The organism is Larkinella soli, assembly GCF_003703975.1.
GTDB classification, from domain to species: domain Bacteria; phylum Bacteroidota; class Bacteroidia; order Cytophagales; family Spirosomataceae; genus Larkinella; species Larkinella soli.
The window spans coordinates 85,996-108,601 of record NZ_QTJY01000012.1; the positions used below are offsets into that span (position 1 = coordinate 85,996).

Genomic DNA, 22,606 nt, shown 5'->3' on the forward strand with positions numbered 1-22,606 from the left:
TCACCCCCTCCTTACCAAGGAGGGGGCCGGGGGGTGGTCCCAAACGTATGAAAAACCGACTTAATATCTTAAATCCCCTGGTGGCACCCCTGCTCCTGCTTCTTCTGATGAGCTGGAACAACCGCAAGGAAGACCGCCTGCTGCTCTTTGCCCGCAATACCGTCAACCAGCCCGGGGCCACCGTCGCCCTGCGGTCGCTGATGACGCTGGCGCAGAAAAACGACATCACGGTGGACACGACCACCCATACCGCCTACCTCTCGGAAGACTCCCTGAAGAACTACCGCACAGTGGTCTTTGTGAACACGTCGCCCGACGTTCTCGAAACCGGCCAGCAGTTGGATCTGGAGCGGTTCGTGCAGGCCGGGGGCGGCTTCGGGGCGGTTCATACGGCCGGTTTTACCCGCTACCAGTGGCCCTGGTTCAACGACCTGCAGGCCGGCCAGCCCGCCGACCCGGCCCGCCCGGTCTACTGGACCCGCACCTGGGACGGCGGCCGCGTGTTTTACCTCGGCGGAGGTACCGCCACCCTGGACGACAACGGAGCAAAACAGGTGCTGGAAGGCATTCGGTATGCCATGGAAGGTCCGGCGCTGAATTACCGCAACGCCCACTCGGCCCGGATGCCGGAAGAAAACCGCTTCACCACGACGGTGCTGGATTCGTTCATGGAGGAACCCATCGAAATGGAGGTTATGGACGACAACCGGGTGCTGTTCATCGAGCGCCGGGGCAACGTCAAGCTTTACGACCCGGCCGCCAAACAGACGAAGGTCATCAACAAGCTGGCCGTTCACCTGACGGGCAACTACGAAGACGGTCTGCTGGGCATGGAACTGGACCCGCAGTTCAGTAAAAACCACTTTGTCTACCTGTATTATTCGCCCGTCGGCAGCAAGGCGGTGCAGAATCTGTCGCGCTTCTTCTTCACCGGCGACAGCCTCCAGCTCAGTTCCGAAAAGGTGGTGATGCAGGTGCCGGTCCAAAGAGAAACCTGCTGCCACTCAGCCGGTAACGTCTATTTCGGCCCCGACGGCCTGCTGTATCTCTCGACCGGCGACAACACCAGCTCGAAGGAATCGGACGGCTATACGCCCACCGACGAGCGTCCCGGCCGCGGCCCGTTCGACGCCCAGAAATCGTCGGGCAACACCCACGATCTGCGCGGCAAAATCCTGCGGGTTCAGTTGCAGGCCGACGGCTCCTACACCATTCCGGACGGGAATCTGTTCCCGAAGGACGGCTCGCAGGGGCGGCCCGAAATCTACGTCATGGGTGCCCGTAACCCCTACCGCATCTGGGTCGACAAGCGCGGTTTTCTGTATTGGGGGGACGTGGGCCCCGACGGCGGAACGGCGAGCGAGCGCGGTCCTAAAAGCCAGGACGAATGGAACCAGGCCCGCAAACCGGGCAATTTCGGCTGGCCCTACTTCGTGGGCGACAACAAAGCCTACGCCGACTTCGACTTTGCGACCAATAAAACCGGGGCAAATTACGATCCGGAACGGCCCGTCAACGATTCGCCCAACAACTACGGCGCGAAGGTGCTGCCCCCGGCTCAGAAAGCCATGATCTGGTATCCCTACGACAAGTCGGCGGAATTTCCGATGCTGGGCACCGGCTCGCGCTCGGCCATGGCCGGTCCGTTCTATTATATCGATGACTATAAAAAGACGGACGTGCGGTTCCCGGCCTATTACAACCACAAAATGTTCATCTACGAATGGGCGCGAAACTGGATCAAGGTCCTGACCTTCAACGAGGCCGGGGACCTGCGGCAGATCGAGCCGTTCCTGCCGACGACCTTTATTTCCAAACCCATCGACCTCAAGTTCGGGCGCGACGGGGCCCTATACGTGCTGGCCTACGGGGCCAACTATTTCGCCCGGAACCCGGATTCGCAGCTGGTCCGGATCGAATTTTCCGACGGCAATCGCCGGCCGGTGGCCAAAATTCAGGCTACCAAAACCGTGGGGGCAGCCCCTCTGACCGCCCGGCTGTCGGCCGCTGAATCGTTCGATTACGACCGGGGCGACCGCATCGGTTACCTCTGGGAGTCGGGCACCGGCCAGAAGTCGACGGCCGTAGCGCCGACCTTCACCTATGCCAAACCGGGTGTTTACCGCGCCCGGCTGACGGTAACGGATGCGGAAGGCCAGAAAGCGACCGTCGAACAGGAGATTAAAGTCGGCAACGAAACGCCGGAGGTGGACATTGCGCTGAAGGGCAACCGTTCCTTTTATTTCGACAAGGTGCCGCTGGCCTATTCGGTCAGCGTCCGCGACCGGGAGGACGGCAGTTTGAACAAGGGCATCGCCCCCGGAAAGGTGAAGTTTGCGGTCGATTACCTGCAGGGCAACGACCTGGCGCTGCTGGCGTCGAACGCCACACAGTCGGGCGACGTGTCGGCTAAATACCTGAAAGGCAGAACCCTGCTGAACGCCAGCGACTGCAAGGCCTGCCATTCGATGAGCGTTAAATCCATCGGCCCGACCTATATGGAGGTTTCCAGACGGTATCGGGAAGCCGGGGATGCGGCCGTGCCGATGCTGGCTAAAAAAGTGATTACCGGCGGAAACGGCAACTGGGGCAAGAACATGATGTCGGCCCACCCGCAGCACACGGAGGAAGAAACCGGCGAAATGGTTCGCTATATTCTGTCGCTGGCGACCGAGGGTACCGGTGGAAAACTGCCGCTGCAGGGCACGTATACACCGGCCGCCACGAGCGCGGAAGAAGGCAGCTACGTTATTTCCGCCAGCTACACCGACCGGGGCAACCCCGTCACCGGCCCGCTGACCGGCCGGAAGCTGATCGTGCTGCGAAACCCCAGAGTACAGGCCGAAACCTACGCGCAGTCGGCGAATGCGGACCGTAAACACCAGGACGGCAGCAGCCAGTCGTGGGTCGGCGATCTGAAAGACGGTTCCTGGATCGCGTTTCCGGACATCGACCTGACCGGTATTCAAAATCTGACGTTCAATGCCGCGGCTCTGGGCGGCCGGGGTGGCCGCATCGAGGTGCGGAGCGGGTCGTCGAACGGCCCGCTTCTCGGAACGGCGCAGGTGGAACCGCCGGCGGAAGGGGGCAGCGGCCGGGGCATTTCCTGGCGGACGTTCAACGCCCCGCTGACCGGCGCTTCCGGGATGAAAAACCTGTATTTTGTGATTCGCAACGACCAGGTGAAAGACAAGAACCTGCTGGTCGTCGACTGGATTCAGTTCAACCGATAACGACGGGAACGTGCTTTCAAGACGTGATTTTCTGCATACGGCCGGGGCGGTGGCGGGTGGGGTGCTGGCCCTGCCCGCCCTCCGGACGGCCCCGCGCCCTCTCCGGCTCGGTGGGCCGATCTTCCTGAAATCCGACGACCCGGTCGAACTGGCCCGCGAACACCGGCGGCTGGGCTACAGCGCGGCCTACGTGCCGAAGGTGGAACTGAAGGAAACCGACCGGATCGAGGCCCTCCGCAAAGCCTTTTCGGACCAGAACGTGATCATCGCCGAGGTCGGCGCCTGGGTGAACATGCTGGAGGCCGATGCCGAAAAACGGGCCAAAAATCTGGCGTATGTCACCGACCGGCTGGCGCTGGCCGAAGCCGTCGGCGCGCTGACCTGCATCAATATCGCCGGCTCGTTCAATCCGAAGCAGTGGGACGGCCCTGACCCCCGCAACCTGTCATCCGACTATTTCGACGCGACGGTGGAGAACTGCCGGAAGGTGATCGACGCAGTGAAGCCGAAGCGAGCGAAATTTTCACTGGAGATGATGGGCTGGAGCCTCCCCGACGGCCCGGATTCGTACCTGAAGTTCATCAAAGCCATCGACCGGCCGGCCTTCGGGGCACACGTGGACATAGCCAACATCATCAACAGCCCGGAGCGGTATTACCGCAATGCGGCCCTGATCGACGAGACGTTTCGGAAGCTGGGCCGCTGGATCGTGTCGGTCCACGCGAAGGACGTGGTCGGGAAGGACGTGCATTTCGCCGAAACCATGCCCGGCCGGGGCGGCCTCGACTACGGCGCCTACCTGCGCAACGTCACCGCCCTGCCCCGCGAGGTCCCCCTGTTGCTCGAACACCTCCGCAGCCCGGAAGAATACGACGAAGCCCGGCAATTTGTGATGGCGAAAGCGAAGGAAGCAGGGATTGCCCTGGGGTGATCATCACCCGCCCGTTGACATAATAGTAAACTTAAACCTGATCCGCTTAAAGGGAAAAGTAAAATTAGCTACCACTTTCTCACAAAATAATAGAGGAAGCCATAGGTGGCGCCAAGGAAAGAATAGAGATAAAAAACAAAATCTGGAAGGCTGTATTTATAGAAGGAGAAATTATTTCCTATCAAAGCCAGTAATACCGGAATTGATAAAAATGCAAATGTAACTAAAAATCCTGCCGACATACAGCAGGCTAATGAGTTGAATCGTCTGCTCTTTTCAATCCAACTTACAATAATCACAATTGGAATTAAATAAAAAAAGGAATGGTAGAACAAAACATTCAAGAGAACATATAAGTAACAATTAACCTTGTCCTCCCAAATTTCATCAGATTTACAAAACCTATAAAATTCTATTCTATAATAGGCTAAAGTATCGACAATTGTTAATATTATGAAAATAAATAACTGCTTAACAAAGAGTTTTATCCACAATTTCATTTCAATTCTACTTCTTATATTTTAAATGCCATTAAAAATGTAAAGCCTCCTGATGGTAATTCAAAAGGACCAAATAGTTGATATAAGCGGGCAATCTTCGTAACAATTCCCAGGATATAAATTCTGATCTATACTCTTGATTCAGAATATTTTGCCTTCTCGCGCTGAATATCTTCCAGCAGGAGTTCCTTCGGCATGAGGGAACGCCCGGCAAACGGCCTGAAGGCTTCATCAGCGAGTTCGATAGCCGGCCAGACGGACGGGTGCAATCCCTGGTACGACGCCGTCTCTCCGTATTGAACATCGATCAGGTCATGCCGCCAGCCGACGATTTTAAGGAGACCGGTATACTCGTCGGCAAAATCGAAGGGTAGATAGATCGTTTGTCGATGATCCAGCGCCAGAAGTTCTTTTTCCCATTGGGTAAGCAATCGAGTCAGAAGAATTTTGACCTTATCGGAGTTAAATTCCAGACCGTCAACGTGGTTATCCAGCAGGTAAGGAAGTGAATCAACCTGCTTTTCCAGGTCCAGTTATCTGACCGCAGAAACAGATCCTGCCGGTAAGGGCCTTTCGAATCGGGAATCCAGTCGATCGTCAGCATAGGAGCTATTCGTGAAGATGAATTTTATCCCGTTCCCGACGGATTTCGGCCAGGAATTCATCAATAGAGACTTCCATTTCCGGGCCTTCGTAGTTGAATTTAACTTTGTTAAAATCGACGCGGTACAGAAAAGAAGGATACATACTAAACACCTCCGGAATCCAGCCGTATTGAACGGTCAATTCATTGCCTCTCCTGGAAACTTTAAGTGCTCCTGTGTATTGGTCGGAGAAATCAAAAGGCAGAAAGGCGGTATTTCCTTCATGAAGGGACTGCACGGACTTTATCCAATTTTCAAGTAAATGAAATAAGCCCGCTTTCACTTTTTCTTCGCTCGGTTCGGCAGGTAATATACCGGGGTCATCAGCAAAGAAATAAGTGTCTGCATCAGTGTAAATATTTAATTCCGGAACAGAAATATGAAGGTCAGAATGAAATTGAAAGTCTTTATTTTCTTCGAACTCAATTGTAATCATTTCAAAATAAAGTTTTAATCTTTTTCCTTAACGAATTCGAGAGATATTTACCAAATTATTAATTGTGTTCAAATGATAGATAGGCATCTCAGAATGGAAAAGGAATTTTACTTATTCCTGTAGAAATAACCTTTCCTTTTCTTTACAGATTTTGAAAAGCATCTTTTCTTTATCAACAATTTTTGAACCTGGAAAACGAGCAGAGGGTATAAAATCCTGATCCGCGATTTGAAATAAATCAAATTGAGACGGGCATAAAGTCGTACCATCGAATATAGCAGTATAGCCGTACATTAATTTTAATTGTTGCTTGGATATTTTTCAACTTTTAAGCATCCGATATATTGATCGGAAAAATCAAAAGGCAAATGGGTAGCAGAATCGATTTCTCTTACTGCTATTTCCCACTTATTCAGTAAATAGGAAACTACTACCTTCACCTTTTCCCAATTTTCCTTGTCTGGAAGAATAAAATTATCTAAAGCAAAAAAATAGGAGTCTTGCGTATCGGAAACCAGATGCTCGATCTCAAGCGTCAAATCTTTGTGGAATGAATTTTCCGAATTATATACTAAATTAATTTTCATCATTTTTTAATTAATTATGGCATAAGTTTTTCCTTATATAGAAAACTTTTCTTTACTATGATAATTTTTTACCAAATCCTTATTTTTAAAAGCTTACTTAATAAACCAATTCCTTGATATAAAATAAAAAGAACCATAGATTAATCCGAGAGAGCTATAATATAAATTTTTTGTGAATATTATGGAAGATATATTTTTTTGATTTCTCATTCCAAATAAAAGTTCCGAAACAAGGTTTAAAAAAACTAAATATATGAATGCCAAAACGACACCTAATAATACATAATTTAATAGACTAAAGCTTTTTACGTCAAAATATTTTAACATATAGAGAAACAATAATACAAATGGAATATAGAGCCAGGCACCGAATGTAACTACATAGGCGAGAGAGAAAATAAAATTCTCAATAAGTGATAAAGTTTTGGTTGAGTTATAAAAATCAAATCCCTCAATGATGCAGTATAATAACGCATTGAAAACGAGAGTTGCCCCAATTATTAAAATTTGTCTTTGAACTTCTCTTTTTAATTTATTCATATTTATTGCTTCTATTGTTAAGTATGGAGTAAGCCTAAGCCTGCTCTACAGTTAAACCATATCATTCGCATTCAAGCAACAATGGAGATAACTCTCCTCGCCAAACTGCTTTCAGTTGGTCCCATTTTGGTCGCTTTTTTATTTCAGGCTCATACACTGCTTCCCCACCATTTAGGTTAACAAAATTGGTTAGACGAGCTTGAAAACTTCTCCAAAGTTTATCCGCCTGTCGAAATTGAATTTGCGATAATGAGGACCCTAATAACTCATCCAGTTGACCTGTTAAGCGGTCAACTCCTCTGGTGTAGAAAGAAAATGACCCATTAGAGTTTTTGGTAAATCCAAATAATCTGTTCCCACTAACTGGATGTTGACCAACAGGAAAAAGGTTATCTCCAATCTTATTTGGATCAGTTATTGTTGAAAAGGTCCAGTGATCAGTTGCGAAATCGCTGCATATTACAGAACCATCATCACCTGGAATGTCAATTAATAGCACACTTCCCAAGGGAGCATTAAGCCATTTTCTTGTCTCGTCTACCAGATTTGGATGAGGGTAAAATGCCGACAACTCCGTGTCTACAAAGTTGTTAATATTTTTCCTTATATGCTCAAGCAAGCGTTCAGCGGTAAATCCGTCAGGGAACTTTCTAATATTAACTCCAAAGTAATCGCAATTTATTAGATTACCTGAGGCCGTTTCCAGAGTCTGTAACTTCCAATCATAAATATTTAAATAGGGATGGAAAGGCTTAAGCAAATTTAATCGTTGCATAACTGCAGAAGGCGGTGAAAAATCCGCTAGCGGCTTCCAATCACTTACGTCACATGGCTTTACAAACGACATTTTGTCCGAAGCCAGCTTCAGCCGGGTCTGCGTGAGCGTCGAGGGCTCCGTGGGGCCGGTGGGGTTCGTCGGCCCTATGGGCGTTTCGGCTTTTTTACATTCGTTCGATGTGGTTCTCGGAGAGTTCTCGATCGGGGTCAGATCATTGACCGGCACCACGTTGACCGTCAGGCGCTCGCCCGCCCCCAGGCTCGACTTCAACTCCTCCTGGATCAGCCACTTGAAGCCGCAGTTGAGCGGAATGCCCGTGTTGCCCCCTTTGGCCGCCCGCACGTCGGGGCGGGGGTCGTTGTTGGCCAGCACGGTCGCCACTTTGCGGCTGTTGACATAGATATCCACATAGGCGTAGCCCCCGTTGGTGGCATAGGCCCAGCCCCGCACCTGCTGACAGTCCACCGCATCCAGAAAGGCCGTCGTCGGCGTGCGCTGGCCGTTGCCGAAGGTGGGGTTGCTGCCCGGCGTGCCGGTGTCTCCGCCCTCGGGCCGGAAGCCCGGCGGAGGATTACCCGCCCCCGGACCGCCCGAGCCCGGGTTGCTCAACCCCGGTCCCCAGGCCCCCGTGCCCGAGGAGCCCGCTCCCCGGTTATAGCACCAGTAGTGATCGACCGCCCCGCGTTCGTCGACCCAGAAGGTGCAGTCGTCGACGACCATCCGGTAGATGATTTCGCTCTGGCTGGCCAGCGGATCGCTGCCCATCGACAGCCCGTAGAGCCGGCAGGCCGGCACCAATTGCTGGCCCTGGCCGGGATACTGCCAGTAAAGCTGGGCCTGCGCCCCACCCATAAACTCGGCAAAGTCCAGGCGGATGTCGTAGCGCCGGCCGGCCTCCAGATAAATCGTGCCCTGCTGCCAGGTGGGCGGGTGGCCCTGCCAGTCGTCGATCAGCCGCCGGCCCTGAATCGTCAGCCGGGTGGCATCGTCGTTGTAGGTCCGGAACACGTAGGTGCCCGTCACCGGCGCTTCGATCTGCCCCCGCCAGTGGACGGAGAACCGGTCGGCGTTGACCTTGCCCTCGGCCGGCGAACCGCCCCAGCTGAAGTTGATGCCCGCGTCGGTGCGCGCCAGCACCGGCGTGCCCGACAGGTTGTCGGTGTTGAAATACAGGCCCGTCAGCCCGTTCCCCTGGCAACCGCCCGAAGGCGTTGTCGTACTGCCCGTCGTCGTGCCGCTTCCACAATTGATCGTTCGCGGGCCGTTCATCAGCAGATAGGTGCTGCCCGCCACCCGTAGCTGTAACGAGAGGTTCTGGCCGGTTCTGACGCTTTCGGGCAGCGGCAGGCTCAGGCCGTGGCGCCCGTCGCCTTTCCCGGCAGTAAGCAGGTCCTGACGGAAATTGCCCGCCAGTCCGCCGGCCACCATTTGGCCGTTCGCCAGCAGTTCCACCGTCAGCGGGGTGTTGGGGCTGTTGCGATCGTAGACCCAGCCGCCCACACTGCCGCAGTCGGCCCCCTCGAAGAAGCCTTCGTAATTCCCGCCCAACGGATTCGTGGAGGTCGACGGTGGGGGATTGGTCGGGGGCGAAGGGGTCGATGAACCGCTACCGGCGCAGGTGATCGTTCGCGGACTGTTGGTCAGGCTGAAGCCCGTGCCGGCTACCCGCACGCTAATGGTTTGCGGCTGGCCGGTTTTGAGATTGGCCGGCGGTTCCAGGCTGAAACCGTGCCGGCCGTTGCCCTTGCCCGCATTCTGCAGGTCGGCGCGGTAGGTGGCCGCCGGCACCGTGGCGACTACCTGTCCATTTGCCAGCACCTCCACCGTCAGCGGAGCGTCGGGCTGGTGACGGTCATAGACCCATCCGCCGATGCTGCCGCAATCGGCGCCATCCAGAAAGCCCTCGTAAGCGCCACCCGATGGGTTGGCCGGGGCCGGGCTGGAGGAGGTCGGCGGAGGAGCACTACCGGCACAGGTGACGGTTTTGGGACTGCCGATAAGGCTGTAACCCGAGGCCGCCACCCGGACACTGACGCTGACGGGCTGACCGGTCTTTATAGCCGCCGGAGTCTCGAAGCCAAAGCCGTGGCGGCCGTCGCCCTTGCCGGCATTCAGCAGGTCCTGGCGGAAATTACCCGCCCACTGAGAAGCCACCACCTGCCCATTGACCAGCAATTCGACCATCAGCGGGATGTGGGGCTGATCGCGGTCGTAAACCCAGCCGCCGATACTACCACAGTCGGCACCATCGAGGTGGCCTTCAAAGTTGCCGGCCAGCCGGCGGCCCCGGGCATCGGTCAGCGCTGGGGAGGCCGGTTCAGAGGAAGGGGAAAGCCGTAGCGTCAGGCGGGTGGCTTCCACAAAGAGACTGGCCGAAGTGGCCGAGCCGGGTCCGCGCAGCAGGCGGAAGGTAGGGCTGGCGGGCCGGAAGACGAAGTAGCCCGTCAGCTGGTAAGTGACCGAAGGCCGGGCCGCCGAGAGTTCGGTGCCGATCAGTTCGTGGTAGTCGCCCCCGGTAGGCACGAAGCCTTCGGGGTACAGCAGCTTCAGGCGGAAAACGGCCGCCGGCTCGAAGGTCTCCAGCAAGGCGGAGGATACGGGCTGGTAGGTGGCCGTCATGGTCAGGGTAAAGACCTGGCCGACGGCGACGGTGTTGCGGTCGGCCCAGAGCGAAAAGCGGATGGGATCGTAGGTGGCTTTGGGCCGGTGGCCGGATGGGGGCGGATTAGACCCCGAGAAGGCGGTCAGCAGGAGCAGCAGCAGGGTGAGCGGTAGCAGGGAAGAGAGGGTGCGGGATCGTAATGGTAAATGCATACTTAATATTTGTATGTAAACACAAATACGAGTTTATGAGCAGAACCGCATTACGACCAAACAATTCACCGATTATTTACCTGTATTGTCATATGTTTTTTCGGTAACTTTAAGTTAAAAGCTATATAAACCAATCGTTCATCGGGTGTCCAGAAGTGTACAGAAAGTGTCCATTTGTGGACAACTGATGCAGCCTGATCAGGTCGAAAAAGGCACTCCGGGAGCCGTCAGAGGCCGATCCGGTTTTTGGCAGAGAAGTTGAGGCCCTTCGGCTGAATAGTTTGCCCTGTCCCATTCGGTTATGTTTCAGAACTACTTTAAAATCGCCTGGCGGAATCTGGTGCGAAACCGCGCCTTCTCAGCCATCAATATCGCCGGACTGGCCCTCGGTCTGGCGACCTGCCTGCTCATCAGCCTCTTCGTCCTCGACGAACTGAGCTTCGACCGTTTCCACCAGAAAGCCGACCGCATCGTCCGGGTGGTGTTCCGGGGAACCATGCAGGGCGGGCAGATCAACGAAGCCCACGTCATGCCGCCCGTCGCCCGGACGCTGAAAACCGACTATCCGGAGGTCGAGGAGGCCACCCGCATCCGCAACGGCGGATCGCCCCGCATCCTCGTCGGGAATCAGGTGTTCTTCGAAGAATCCATGGCGTTTGTGGACTCCAACTTCTTCCGCGTCTTTTCGCTCCCGCTGATCCAGGGCGACCCCGCAACGGTCCTGAGCCGGCCCAACACCGTGGTGCTCACCCAGGCGGCCGCCCGTAAATATTTCGGCGCGGCAAACCCCATCGGCAAAGTGTTCACCGTCAAGGACCGAAACCTCACCCTCCAGGTAACCGGCCTGATGGAAGCCGTTCCGGCCAACTCCCACTTCCGGTTCGATCTCCTGGCCTCGATGGGCAGCCTTCCCGACGCCCGCTCGCCGTCCTGGATGATGTCGGAATTTTTCACCTACCTCGTTCTGGCGCCGGGCGCCGACCCCAAAAAGCTGGAAGCCAAGCTGCCGCAGGTCGTCGAAAAATACATGGGGCCGCAGATCCAGCAGGGCATGGGCATGAGCCTCAGCGAGTTTCGAAAAAAAGGCAACGACCTGGGCTTTCAGCTGCAACCCCTGACCGACATCCACCTGCACTCGGATTTTGCCTATGACCTCACCCCCTCCGGAGACATCCGGTATGTCTATATTTTCGGAGTAATCGCCCTGTTCATGATGCTGATCGCCTGCATCAACTTCATGAATCTCAGCACCGCCACGGCTTCGCGCCGGGCCCGTGAGGTCGGTATCCGGAAGGTACTCGGCTCCATGAAATGGGAACTGGTCCGTCAGTTCCTGCTCGAATCCGTCATCCTGACCTCGGCGGCCCTCCTGCTGGCGGTTGCGCTCGTCCGCCTGGCGCTGCCGCTGTTCAACGACCTGTCCGGCAAAACGCTGACCTTATCGCAGCTTCCGGCGCTCTGGCTGACCGGCGGTCTGCTCGGATTCGGGGCGCTGGTCAGTCTGCTCGCGGGCGGTTATCCGGCGTTCTTCCTTTCCTCGTTCCGGCCCGTATCGGTGCTGAAAGGCGGAGCCTCCCTCGACCGGATGGCCGCGGGCGGCAGCCGCATCGGCCTGCGCAGCGCCCTCGTGGTGTTCCAGTTTTTTATCTCGATCAGTCTCATGGTCGGCACCACCGTCGTTTATCAACAGCTGGATTTCATCCGGAATAAGAAACTCGGTTACGAGAAGGAGCAGGTCATGGTCGTGTCGAATACCTGGGCGCTGGGCAACCGGCTCGAAGCCTTCCGCAGCCGGCTCGAACAGGACCCGCGCGTGGTCAGCGTCAGCAATTCGGGGTATCTGCCCGCCGGCCCTTCGGACAACAACAACTTTTTCGTCTATCCCGACGGCCGGTCTTCCCAACTGCTGAAAACGCTCCGGTACGACGTCGACGACCAGTACATCCCGACCTTAGGCATGAAGATGACCGCCGGCCGGAATTTTTCCCGGGAATTCGGCACGGATTCGGCGGCAATCGTTATCAACGAAACGGCGGCCCGGACGCTCGGCTGGGGAAAAAACGCCCTCGGCCATACGCTGAGCCGCACCGACAATGAAGGCCGCGCCACCACCTACCGCATCATCGGCATCGTGAAGGATTTCCACTTCAGAACCCTGCACGAACCCATTACCCCGCTGGTCATGGTCCTCAGCCGAAACACCGGTGCCATGATCGCCAAAGTCCGCACGACGGACCTCCCCGGCCTGCTGGCCGACACCAAAAAACAGTGGGACGACCTCCGCACCGATCTGCCGTTTCAATATTCATTCCTCGACGAGCGGTTCCGGATGTCGTACCAGGCCGAACAGAAAATCGGACGCATTCTCGGCCTGTTCGCGGGGTTGACCATCTTCGTTGCCTGCCTGGGGCTGTTCGGGCTGGCCACTTTCACCGCCCGGCAGCGGACAAAGGAAATCGGCGTACGGAAGGTGCTGGGCGCGTCCGTGGCCGGCATCGTCACCCTGCTGTCGAAAGATTTCCTGAAGCTGGTGCTCATTGCGCTCGGGCTGGCCTCTCCCCTCGCGTGGTGGGTCATGAACCTGTGGTTGCAGGAATTTGCCTACAAGATCACCATCGAATGGTGGATGTTTGCCCTGGCCGGACTGACGGCCGTCGCGATTGCCCTGCTGACGGTCAGTTTCCAGAGCATCAAAGCCGCTCTCATTAACCCGGTCAAAAGCCTTCGGTCGGAATAAAAGTCCGGGCCGTCTCCCTCACACCGCCCCTGCCGCAGGATTCGTTTCTGCGATAGGGGCGGTATCTTTTTGCGGGTTCCTGAGCCCGCAGCTTCCGATAACGAAAAAATTGACCGGAATGCAGATAAAATAGGTATTTTCCACTAATTTGTATTTCGTTTCCGAAAATGGTCTCTGTATCTGCCCGTTCATGAAAGTATGCATCTCCGATCAGCCCCCGTCAAGACTATGTGCCTGGTTATTAACGGTCATAGCGGTTTCGGCCTGCGAAAGCTGGGACCCGCCCCGCCGGGAGTTCAGCACGCAGAACCTGTCGAACGGACTGGTGGCCTACTATCCGTTCAACGGCAATCCGGAGGACGTCAGCGGAAATAATTTCCATGGGGCTTTCGGGCGGGAAGCCCGCACCGGTCCGGACCGCAGTCAGAAAGCGAATGCGGCCCTGTGGCTCGACGGCATCGACGATTCCTTCGAGGTCGCCGACCGGGCGGCCCTCCGCCCGCCCGCGCTGTCGATCAGTCTGTGGATCTGCCCCCGAAGCCTTACGTCCACCAGTCATATCTATTACAAGGCCAGTTACATCGACAACCAGAACCAGATGTTCAGCGCCAAGCTGCGGCCCCTCACCGGCTCGGGGTATGACCTGATCGCCGATGTCCGGCAGGACGGCTTCTGCGACAGAACCGAAGCGTATACCGAAGTAAAATACAGCACCTCCACGCCCCTGGCCATGAACCAGTGGCACCATCTGACCACCGTCTTTTCGGGAAAGTCCGGGAAGGTGTACCTCGACGGTGTTCTGGTCCGCAGTCTGGACTCCCTTCCCGACGCGCCCATCGACAACTGCCCGGGGAGCGACCTGCATTTCGGGGTAGCCCATGCGGGCGACGTCAACGCGTTCAACGGGGGCCTCGACGAAATCCGCATCTACAACCGCGCGCTTTCTGAAGCCGAAATCCAGGCCCTGATGAGACTGTAACGATCATGAGAACAACCGCCCTCCTGCTTACCGGCCTGCTCCTTCTGACGGCGGCCGCCCTGTACGGCCAGCCGTCGGGCGGTTCGGACCCGGTGATTTCCAACCTCCGGGTCGAGGTGAACGAGGAACGGGTGAAGGTGCAGTACGACGTCGCGGGCATCGGCCCGCAGGATTCGGTTTCCATCAGGGTGGAACGCCGGAGCGGAGGGTTCTTCAGCCCGAAAACCGTGACGGGCGATGTCGGAAAAGGCGTTCCGCCGGGCGAAAACAAAACGATCTACTGGGATTACCGACTGGACGGCGTCCGGATCGACGAAGAAATCCGGGTAACGGTGGTCGTCATTCCGTCGAACCGCTCGGAGCGGGCCGTCGGGGGTGGGCCGGCCAACGCCCTGCTGTCGGCCCTGGTGCCGGGGCTGGGCAACATCCGGGTGCAGCCGGGCCGGAAAGTGGGCCTGCGGCCCCTCATCACCGTGGCTTTCGGCGGGATGCTTACTTACGGACTGGTGCAGCGCAGCCGCTCCCGTGACCAGTATGCCCTGTATCAGCAACAGCCCGACGCACCGACGGCCGAACCGTATTACCAGAAATCGGCCCGGCACCGGCACCGCTACCTGATTGCGACGCGGGCGGCCGCGCTGGTCTGGGCGGCCGATGTAACCTATACGGCTTTAAAAGGATATAAAAACCGAAAACATACGCAGGGGCGGATCGTCGCCGACCTGATCGGCCGCACCCCGGTGATCGGTTACCAGTGGCGATTCTGAACCTGTTCAACCCGATACGACCATGAAACCCTTCCTATGGCTTTGGATGACGGCCCTGCTGGCGGCCCTGAACGCAACCGGTCAGCCCCGAAAACCGGTCTCCGCCCGGAGCGAATGGGTGTCGATAACCCGATCGGCCGCCGGGTCTTCCTCCATTCTCTGGCTGGTGCCCCAGGTACGGCAACTGACTCAGAAACAGGCGGCATTCCGCGCAACGGTCTGTATTCAGCCGGCCGACTCGACCGCCACGATCCGGTTCGTCCGGAACGGGCAAACCGTGGGGAGTCCTGAGCGGGGCTTCAAACGGGGCAACTGCCGGGAGGTTTCCACCGAAATTCCGCTCCAGCCCGGCCCGAATGAGCTGTACGTCACCGTCTCAGGCATGGCCGGAACGGCAACTTCCGAAACCCGGCTCATCCACTACCTGCCGACGGCCGGCGCCCCGGGAATCGGCGCTCCTACCGCCAAATCCACGGGTCAGAAACGGGTCGCGCTGATCATCGCAAACGGAAATTATTCGAGACATCCGCTTACCAACCCGGTGAACGACGGCCGGGCTGTCCGGGAAAAACTGGAAAGCCTCGGGTTTACGGTCATGTACCGGGAGAATCTGTCGCTGCGGGCCATGAATGACGTATTCGATACATTCCTGCCGCAACTGGGCGGGCAGAGCGTCGGGCTGGTCTATTACGCCGGTCACGGGCTGATGGTCCGGGGGCAGAACTACATGCAGCCGGTCGACGCCAACCCGGCCGACGAGCCGGAAGTCGAGTGGGAGTGCTATGCCCTGCGCCGGCTCATCGACCGGATGGAATACGCCAACGAAGGCGGTTCGAACCTCATTTTTTGGGATGCCTGCCGCGACAATCCGTACCGGTCGTGGTATCGGGGGGCCGGCGGCAAGGTGTACGAGTCCGTCCAGCCCCCATATGGGACGATGGTGGTGTATGCCACCGAACCGGGCAAACCGGCCTACGACGGCAACGAGAAGAACGGCCTGTTTACCAGCGAACTGGTGCGGCACATGGGCGAACCCAACGTCGACCTGATCGAACTGGTGGAGCGAATCGAGCAGGGGCTGGAGGCCCGCGGCTACCGGCAGCGGCCTTACATCGAAGGGAGGCTGCGGGGCAAATTCTACTTCCGAACCGACTGAGCCTATGAAAACCGCCTTCCTGACGCCGGTCCGGCCGCTGGTTGCCGCGGCTTTCCTGCTTGGTTTCCTGCCCGGCCACCAGACTAACGCCCAGACGTTTCACGGCATCCTGATCGCCGATACGCAGGATTCGATCCTGAGTTCGGCCTGCGAACGCGACCTGAGCCTGATGCACCGGCAGTTCGTGCAGATGGCGGACGCCCTCGGCTACCGGCTCCGCGAACTGACGCTGGCCGACGACCGGTTCGGGCGTCCGGAACTCGACCGGGTGCTGGACAACCTGAACCCCGGCCCCCACGACGTCGTATTCCTGTATTATTCCGGCCACGGTTACAACCTGAAAGACCGCTCCGACCGGTTTCCGCTCCTGATGCTGGCGAAGGACCCCGACGGGGCCGCCCGAAATCCCGCCCTCCTCGCCATCCATGACCGGCTGAAAACAAGCAGGGCACGGCTGTGCATCACCCTGGCCGACTGCTGCAATGACCTCATCGGCGGGATGCGGGCGAAAAACCGGAAACGGCTGCCGCCCAAACCGGTCGTCCTGAGCGACGACTCCCTGAAGGCGACCTACCGCCGGCTCCTGCTGGAAACCGCCGGCGACGTGCTGATTGCCAGCAGCCGGCCTCCGCAGCAGGCCTATGCCCACCCCGATTCAGGCAGCTTTTATACCCGGGCTTTCGACGACGTTCTGGACGCGACCGGCCGGAAACCCGCCGGCCTGACCTGGAACGCCCTCCTGCGCGAGGTGCAGACCCGGTTTGCCGCGCATCCTGCCACCCGCACCCGGCAGTCGATCTACCAGCTTAACCTGAAACCGACCGGTTCTCCGGGCGGGCGGATCACGATGGCCGACCTATCCGGAGCGGAGCGCCCCCTGCCCGTCGACGGCCGGCTCCTGGTGGAGGAAAACCGTCTGTCGGCCCGCCAGCTGGCCGATTTTCGCGAACTGACCCGGCAGAAAGTCGGGGAGTTTCAGAAATACCTCACCATCGTGGCCGACCCCGACCAGCAGGACAATATTCGCGAACTGGCGCTCGAAAACGCCCTGAAGCTGTTCGTTCCCGGCGCTACGATGCAGGTAGGCTCGACGCATCCGAAAACGGCCGTCCGGGCCTATCCGCTGGAAATCTACCTGCGCCGGCTCCGGAACCTGGAAAAGAAATATTTCGACATCCGCATCTCCTTCTACGACCTCGCCCTGGTGGGAGACTGGGCCGAAACCGGCGGGGGCTATCTCACTACCGCCACCTATTTCCAGCGGTTTCAGGGCTATAATCAGAAGGGTCAGGTTATGTACGGCGCCAAAACTGCCAAGCAGATGGAGGTCGATCTGCGACGGCGGGAAGACCCCTTCTTTGAGGAAAACCGCTGGACGGTGCTACTGGGCGACGTGCGTCTGGCCGAAACGACCGCCCGAACGTCGCCGTGAACGCATGAAGAAACTTCTGACCGGAATCCTGCTGATGGTCGGGCTGACGGCCCCGGTCATCGGAACGGCCCAGCCATTTTCGGAGGCCGACCGCATCCGGATTGCCGAGGGCGCGCGAAAACTGGTCCGGGACCGGTTTCTTCCCAATTTCGAAATCCTGGCCCATTATGAAGCCGGTCAGCCGTTCGAGGCCCTTCAGAACCAGCTCGACGGCCTGCTCCGGGACGCCTTTTACAGCCGCGACGTATTGGTATTCAATGAGTTCCGGAACCCGCCTGACCCCTATACCACCGTGGAGGAATACGTGAAGGACTGCCGTATTTTTTCAGGTGGCCGGCCGGTAATTACTCAACTGGACCTGAAGGAGGCCCGCTACGCCCTCCGGCAAACCGCCGACGGTACACCGTATCTCAGCCTGTATCTCGAAAAACACCTGTCGGGCACCGACCGGAAGGCCCGGCCGTTCCGGTTTCGGAATCTGACGGAGTTCCGGGTCCGGTTTCAGCATGATCCGCGTCTGAACGGGTTTCATACGTTTCGAATTGCCGGAATCAGCCGCGTGGAGTCGTGGCCGCCCACGGCCTTCACCCTGACCCGTCCCGACGCCGAACCCGCCCCCTCCGACGGCCCCGACCTGGCCACCGTGCTGGCGAACCTCGCGGCCGTACTGAAAACCGCCCTCCCGGCCGGCACCGAACACCTCCTGCTGGAACGGTTCACGTACCGCAACTGCGGCATTACCGACGCCCTTTCGGACCAGGTGTTTGCCATGCTGAGCGCGGGGATGCAGCGGCAGCTGAACGTAACGGTCTGGTCGGCGGCCGGTGCGCCGGAAAACCGCCTGACGCTGCGGGGACAGTATCAGGAAGACGGCACGTCCCTCCGGCTGGTGGCCGAACTGGTGGACCCGACCACGGACCGGGTGCTGGCGACCATCTCAAACGCCGACCTGCCGCTTTCCCGGCTCAACGCACTGAATCTCAAGCTCAAACCCGACCTGTATGCGCAGGCGGTGGCGATGCAGGACACGCTCCGGCAGCACGCCCCTTCCCGACCGATGGCCCTGAAGCTGGAGATCCGGACCGACCGCGGCCGCAGCCGGCCGGAATACTGGCAGGACGACCGGATGTTCGTGGAGGTTCGGGCCGACCGGCCCTGTCACCTGCGGCTGGTGTATGTGCTGGCAGACGGCACACGAACGCTGCTGGAAAACGATTTTGAAATCAAACCGGGTCAGGAAAACCGGTTCGTGCGGATCGCGCCCGACGTTTCGTTCATCTGTTCGGCTCCCTTCGGGGTGGAATACCTGCTGGCCTATGCCGCGGAAGTGCCGTTCTGCCCCCTGCCGACGCAGCCGAAACCGCCGTTCTATGCCCGGAACGAAGGGGGGTACACGGTGCTGGTCGGGTCGATGCCCGCCCTGATCGAAGCCGTCCGCTGCACCCGCCCGAAACGCGACGTGGCCGAGGACCGGATTCAGATTACCACCCGGGAGAAGGCGGTAACGGGATTGAAATAAGCCCCGGCTTACGGCAGCGACCATCCGGCCCTCAGTTGACCCGGTATCCGTAACGCGTGAATCGGGCGAGATCGCGGTAGCCGATCCAGCAGTAACCGTTTTCCGCCCAGCCTTTCCCGAAACTGTTGACCACCCGAAACGCCCCGCCGTACAGCCGGTCGTCGTAGCCGACTACGCAGAGGGCATGGCCCCGCAGCCGCCGGTCGGCGGGGTCGTCGCCGGGGGCCGGGCTCCACTTCGGGTCGATGGTCAGGAGAAACGACTCGGGCACCACCATGCCGACGACCACCGGGCCGCTCTCGGCCAGCGTCCGCCGGAGGTTGTAGATCTTGGTCGCTGCGTCGTCGCGGACGCTGAACAGCCGTTCGAAACCGGTGATCCGGAAGCGGGCGGCTACGGCATCGGCCGGGGTGGTCTTCTGCCCGCAGGAGGGATACGGAAAGCGGGAGAGAGGTACTACTCCTACCTCTTTCAGCACTTCCAGCGCCCGGGAAAGGTACACGCCCTGCGCACAGGCATAATCGCCTTCCGCTTTGGCCTTTTCGTACAAATACCCCGGCGAGAAAGCCATCCGGTCGACCAGGGCTCTGCCCCTGAGCCGGCGGCTGCGGGCTTCCAGGATCGTCCGGAGGTAATAGCCGCAGGCGAAACCGACGCAGGTGCCGTACGAACCCTGCTCCCGGACCGAGGGGCAAAACGCTTCATACGAAACCCGTACCGGCAGCTTCGCCTTGGGAACGATCTCGGGGTACGGCAGCTGTTCGTAGGTCTCGTCGTCCAGCAGCATTCCCGGGTTGACAACCGTCTGGGCAGCAGCGGGTAAGGCCAGCAGCAGGAGCAGAAAACCGGTCAGCGGAAGGAGGTTCATCGGGCGGAAGGAGACAGGATGCGACGGGGATCATTCTTCGTTTTGCAAATCGTTCAGCAGCCGCCGGGCTTCCCGCTGGTACGGATGCCCGTTCAGCCCGGCGATACGTTCCAGTACCGGCAGGGCTTCGTTCCGGCGACCGGCTTTCAGGTAAGCCAGCGCCAGGTACCACTGTGCGCCGGCGGTCCAGTGTCCGGGGGTTCCTTCGGCCAGCGGCCGCAACGCTTCCGCTGCGGCCACTGGCTGCGGCCCGCGCAGGAGGCTGACCGCCCGTTCCAGCCGGACCGAATCGCGGGCGGCCTGATCGGCTCCGGCCGGAGCCGCCACCCGGTCCGGGTCGTTCACCACCGGGGGTCGGACCTTCGGCCGGGGGGAAAAATAAGCCGTAAACAATTGTTCGTTGCGCGAGGCCCGAAGCCGGTTTTCGTCCCAGTTGCGGAACATCAGCCAGCCGAGGCTCACCACCAGCAGCAGGACGGCCGCGGCCGCAAAATAGGTCCAGTCCCGGCCGAAAACCCTCGACCGGCCGGGCATCGGCAGCACCCGTCCTTCTCCGGGCGCCGGTTCCTCCCCGGCGGGTGGCGCCGTTCCGGCCGCTATCGGGTCGAGCAGCCCGCGCTTTTCCAGGTCCGCGTGCATCTGCCGGAACCGCTCTTTTTGGGCGATCCGGGTCAGGCCCTCCTTGATTTCCCGCTGGACGGCTACTTCGTCGCGGAGGGCGGAGTCGGTGCGAAGGCGGTCTTCAAAGGCCGCCTTTTCGGGGGCCGTCATCCGCCCGGACAGGTAGGCCCCCATCTGCTCCAGAAGTTCATCGGATAGCTCCATCCCGTCAGTCCCGTTTATATTGGGTGTATAATGCTTTCATGCGCTGCGCACAGCGAAACCGCTTCACCTTCGCCGAATTTTCCTGCAGACCGATGCGGCCTCCGCATTCGCCCAGCGATTTTTCCTCCACGTAAAAACAGTGGAGCATGGTGCGGCAATCTTCGCCGACCTCCCTGAAGGCCCGCCCGACGGCCTCCCAGTCCACCTCGCTTTCCTCCCAGATCGGGTCGCGGTCGGAGGCCGGCCCGGCGGGTGGATCGTCGTCGGTCGCCGGGGCCTCTCCGAAGTCGTCGGCAAACCGAAAGGTTCGTTCGTCTTCCGGCCCGGACCCGAACAGGTCTTCTTCGTCGGCCGTCGTTTCGGCATTCAGTTCGACCTTCCGGAGGTTATTCTTTTTCAGGAAACTGATCCAGCGGTTGCGGCACACCGTAAAGAGGTAGGCCGTGACGGCTTTGCCCTGAAAGACATACCGGCCGGTTTTCAGCTTCACCGAAAAATCGACCAGGCCCTCCTGGAGAATATCCAGCGCATCGTCGGTAGATATCGAACTGCGCCGGCAGGCATACGGCACAAAAACCCGGTAGGCTTTCAGGTAAAGACACTCCCAGGCCCGCTGCTGATCCGCCAGCAGCGCCCGATACAATTCCTGTGCGTCCTGGTCGAAATGACGGCAGGGATTCTCTGCGTCCGTAGCCATATCCTTGTGTTTACAAGCACTATACCTAAGCATAGGTAAGGATTTATCAACCAAAAATCAATGCGGTTGTATCTGTCCATCTCCGGATCCGGCCGGTGGTTACCAAAACCGAACGAATTCGGGCTTTTTTTCTTCGGTTTCAAATACCGGTGTTAACCTGCCCGACCTTTCGGTGATAGACAGCCGGAGCCGTCCTCGTCGGGCGGCCGGTATGTTTCACCTTAAATTTTTATGATTATGAAGAAAGCAACACTCTCCGCCCTGGCTCTGGCCTTTGTCCACTGCGCGCTGGCCCAGTCCAACACCCTGTCGGTCAGCCAGACCGGCAACGGCAACACCCTTCCCTACGACCCGATCACCCAGCTCGGCAGCAACAACCAGGGCACGGTCACCGTGACGGGCAACAACAACCAGACGTACTTCTATCAGCATGGTGACCATCAGAAAGGGACCATCTCCACCACCGGCGACGGCAACCAGGCCTTCCTGACGAATTATTACTATTCCGGGAACGAAGCCGCCATCGTCCAGACGGGGAATAACAACATCGCCGGAGCCGTGACCGACATCGTCTCCAACAGCAAGTCTTCGGTGACCCAGACCGGCAACGGCAACTACGGGGCCGCCGTGGCCACCGGAGCCGGTTCGGGAAACACCGAAACCGTGGTCCAGACCGGCAACGACAACTATGCCGAGGTTTACTCCAACTTCGGGTCATCCAACCAGGGGTCGGTGCAGCAGTCGGGAAATGAAAACCAGGCCAACATCTTCACCAACGGAGGAAGCAGCAACGAAGTGATCACTGTCCAGACCGGCGAGAACAACCAGGCCCTCGTGAACCAGTGGTCCGGCAACGACAACGGCGCCACCACCACCCAGACCGGAACCGCCAACGTGTCGAAACTCTGGCAGGAAGGGTCCTCCAACACGGCCACCATCGTGCAGGAAGGGAACGGCAACATCTTCGACGGGATGGGTTCTTCGGCTTCCATTTACGACTCGTTCAACAGCGCCGGTCAGATCGGTAACGGCAACAGCCTGACCCTCAGCCAAAGCGGCAACGCGAACGCGCTGCATTTCATGCAACGAGGCAACAATAATTCCGCCACCGTAACGCAGGGCCCGCTGCCCTGAACCGAAAAGCCGGCTCCCGGACCGGGAGC

At 58.3% G+C, this 22,606-nt stretch carries 16 protein-coding genes; 9 read left to right on the forward strand and 7 right to left on the reverse strand.

The features are described 5' to 3' along the window. Positions 1-47 precede the first annotated feature (47 nt). Both DX909_RS20025 and DX909_RS20030 read left to right on the forward strand, forming a co-directional pair. Positions 48-3,233: a PQQ-dependent sugar dehydrogenase gene (locus tag DX909_RS20025; RefSeq protein ID WP_128546993.1), complete on the forward strand. Its 3,186-nt coding sequence runs from the start codon at positions 48-50 to the stop codon at positions 3,231-3,233. A gap of 10 nt (positions 3,234-3,243) precedes the next feature. Beyond that, a complete protein-coding gene (locus tag DX909_RS20030; RefSeq protein WP_128546994.1) occupies positions 3,244-4,164 on the forward strand; it encodes a sugar phosphate isomerase/epimerase family protein in 921 nt (306 codons plus the stop codon). Between the two features lie 628 nt (positions 4,165-4,792). Here DX909_RS20030 and DX909_RS20035 read toward each other — a convergent pair. The 4 genes from DX909_RS20035 to DX909_RS20050 all read right to left on the reverse strand — a co-directional run bounded on the left by DX909_RS20035 (position 4,793) and on the right by DX909_RS20050 (position 10,463). Continuing rightward, on the reverse strand, positions 4,793-5,095 hold the full coding sequence (locus tag DX909_RS20035) for a hypothetical protein (RefSeq protein ID WP_128546995.1): 303 nt from the start codon (positions 5,093-5,095) through the stop codon (positions 4,793-4,795). Between the two features lie 178 nt (positions 5,096-5,273). After that, positions 5,274-5,744, reverse strand: a complete 471-nt coding sequence (locus tag DX909_RS20040; protein WP_128546996.1) for a hypothetical protein — start codon at positions 5,742-5,744, stop codon at positions 5,274-5,276. A gap of 299 nt (positions 5,745-6,043) precedes the next feature. Next, positions 6,044-6,331 (reverse strand): hypothetical protein, encoded by a 288-nt coding sequence (locus tag DX909_RS20045; RefSeq protein ID WP_128546997.1) that lies wholly within the window; start codon positions 6,329-6,331, stop codon positions 6,044-6,046. A gap of 601 nt (positions 6,332-6,932) precedes the next feature. Next, positions 6,933-10,463 (reverse strand): PA14 domain-containing protein, encoded by a 3,531-nt coding sequence (locus DX909_RS20050; protein WP_128546998.1) that lies wholly within the window; start codon positions 10,461-10,463, stop codon positions 6,933-6,935. Positions 10,464-10,764: 301 nt separating this feature from the next. Between DX909_RS20050 and DX909_RS20055 the strand changes: the two genes are divergently transcribed. The 6 genes from DX909_RS20055 to DX909_RS20080 all read left to right on the forward strand — a co-directional run bounded on the left by DX909_RS20055 (position 10,765) and on the right by DX909_RS20080 (position 19,053). Further along, positions 10,765-13,200: an ABC transporter permease gene (locus tag DX909_RS20055; RefSeq protein WP_128546999.1), complete on the forward strand. Its 2,436-nt coding sequence runs from the start codon at positions 10,765-10,767 to the stop codon at positions 13,198-13,200. Positions 13,201-13,390: 190 nt separating this feature from the next. Further along, positions 13,391-14,179 (forward strand): LamG domain-containing protein, encoded by a 789-nt coding sequence (locus DX909_RS20060; RefSeq protein WP_128547000.1) that lies wholly within the window; start codon positions 13,391-13,393, stop codon positions 14,177-14,179. A 5-nt stretch (positions 14,180-14,184) separates the two neighbouring features. Next, a complete protein-coding gene (locus DX909_RS20065; RefSeq protein WP_128547001.1) occupies positions 14,185-14,946 on the forward strand; it encodes a hypothetical protein in 762 nt (253 codons plus the stop codon). A gap of 22 nt (positions 14,947-14,968) precedes the next feature. After that, a complete protein-coding gene (locus DX909_RS20070) occupies positions 14,969-16,102 on the forward strand; it encodes a caspase family protein (protein ID WP_128547002.1) in 1,134 nt (377 codons plus the stop codon). Between the two features lie 4 nt (positions 16,103-16,106). Further along, on the forward strand, positions 16,107-17,534 hold the full coding sequence (locus DX909_RS20075; RefSeq protein ID WP_128547003.1) for a caspase family protein: 1,428 nt from the start codon (positions 16,107-16,109) through the stop codon (positions 17,532-17,534). A gap of 4 nt (positions 17,535-17,538) precedes the next feature. Continuing rightward, positions 17,539-19,053, forward strand: a complete 1,515-nt coding sequence (locus tag DX909_RS20080; RefSeq protein ID WP_128547004.1) for a DUF4384 domain-containing protein — start codon at positions 17,539-17,541, stop codon at positions 19,051-19,053. A gap of 31 nt (positions 19,054-19,084) precedes the next feature. On the opposite strand, the gene DX909_RS20085 is transcribed toward DX909_RS20080, so the two are convergent. From DX909_RS20085 to DX909_RS20095, 3 genes are read right to left on the reverse strand one after another with little or no spacing between them, the layout of a single operon-like run. Then, positions 19,085-19,921: a C1 family peptidase gene (locus tag DX909_RS20085; protein WP_128547005.1), complete on the reverse strand. Its 837-nt coding sequence runs from the start codon at positions 19,919-19,921 to the stop codon at positions 19,085-19,087. A gap of 30 nt (positions 19,922-19,951) precedes the next feature. After that, entirely contained in the window at positions 19,952-20,746 is a 795-nt protein-coding gene (locus tag DX909_RS20090; protein WP_128547006.1) for a tetratricopeptide repeat protein, read from the reverse strand. A 4-nt stretch (positions 20,747-20,750) separates the two neighbouring features. Beyond that, complete coding sequence (locus DX909_RS20095; RefSeq protein WP_164851347.1) at positions 20,751-21,443, reverse strand: RNA polymerase sigma factor; 693 nt, start codon at positions 21,441-21,443, stop codon at positions 20,751-20,753. A 237-nt stretch (positions 21,444-21,680) separates the two neighbouring features. On the opposite strand from DX909_RS20095, the gene DX909_RS20100 reads away from it, so the two are divergent. Further along, complete coding sequence (locus DX909_RS20100; RefSeq protein WP_164851348.1) at positions 21,681-22,577, forward strand: hypothetical protein; 897 nt, start codon at positions 21,681-21,683, stop codon at positions 22,575-22,577. The last annotated feature ends 29 nt before the right edge of the window (positions 22,578-22,606 follow it).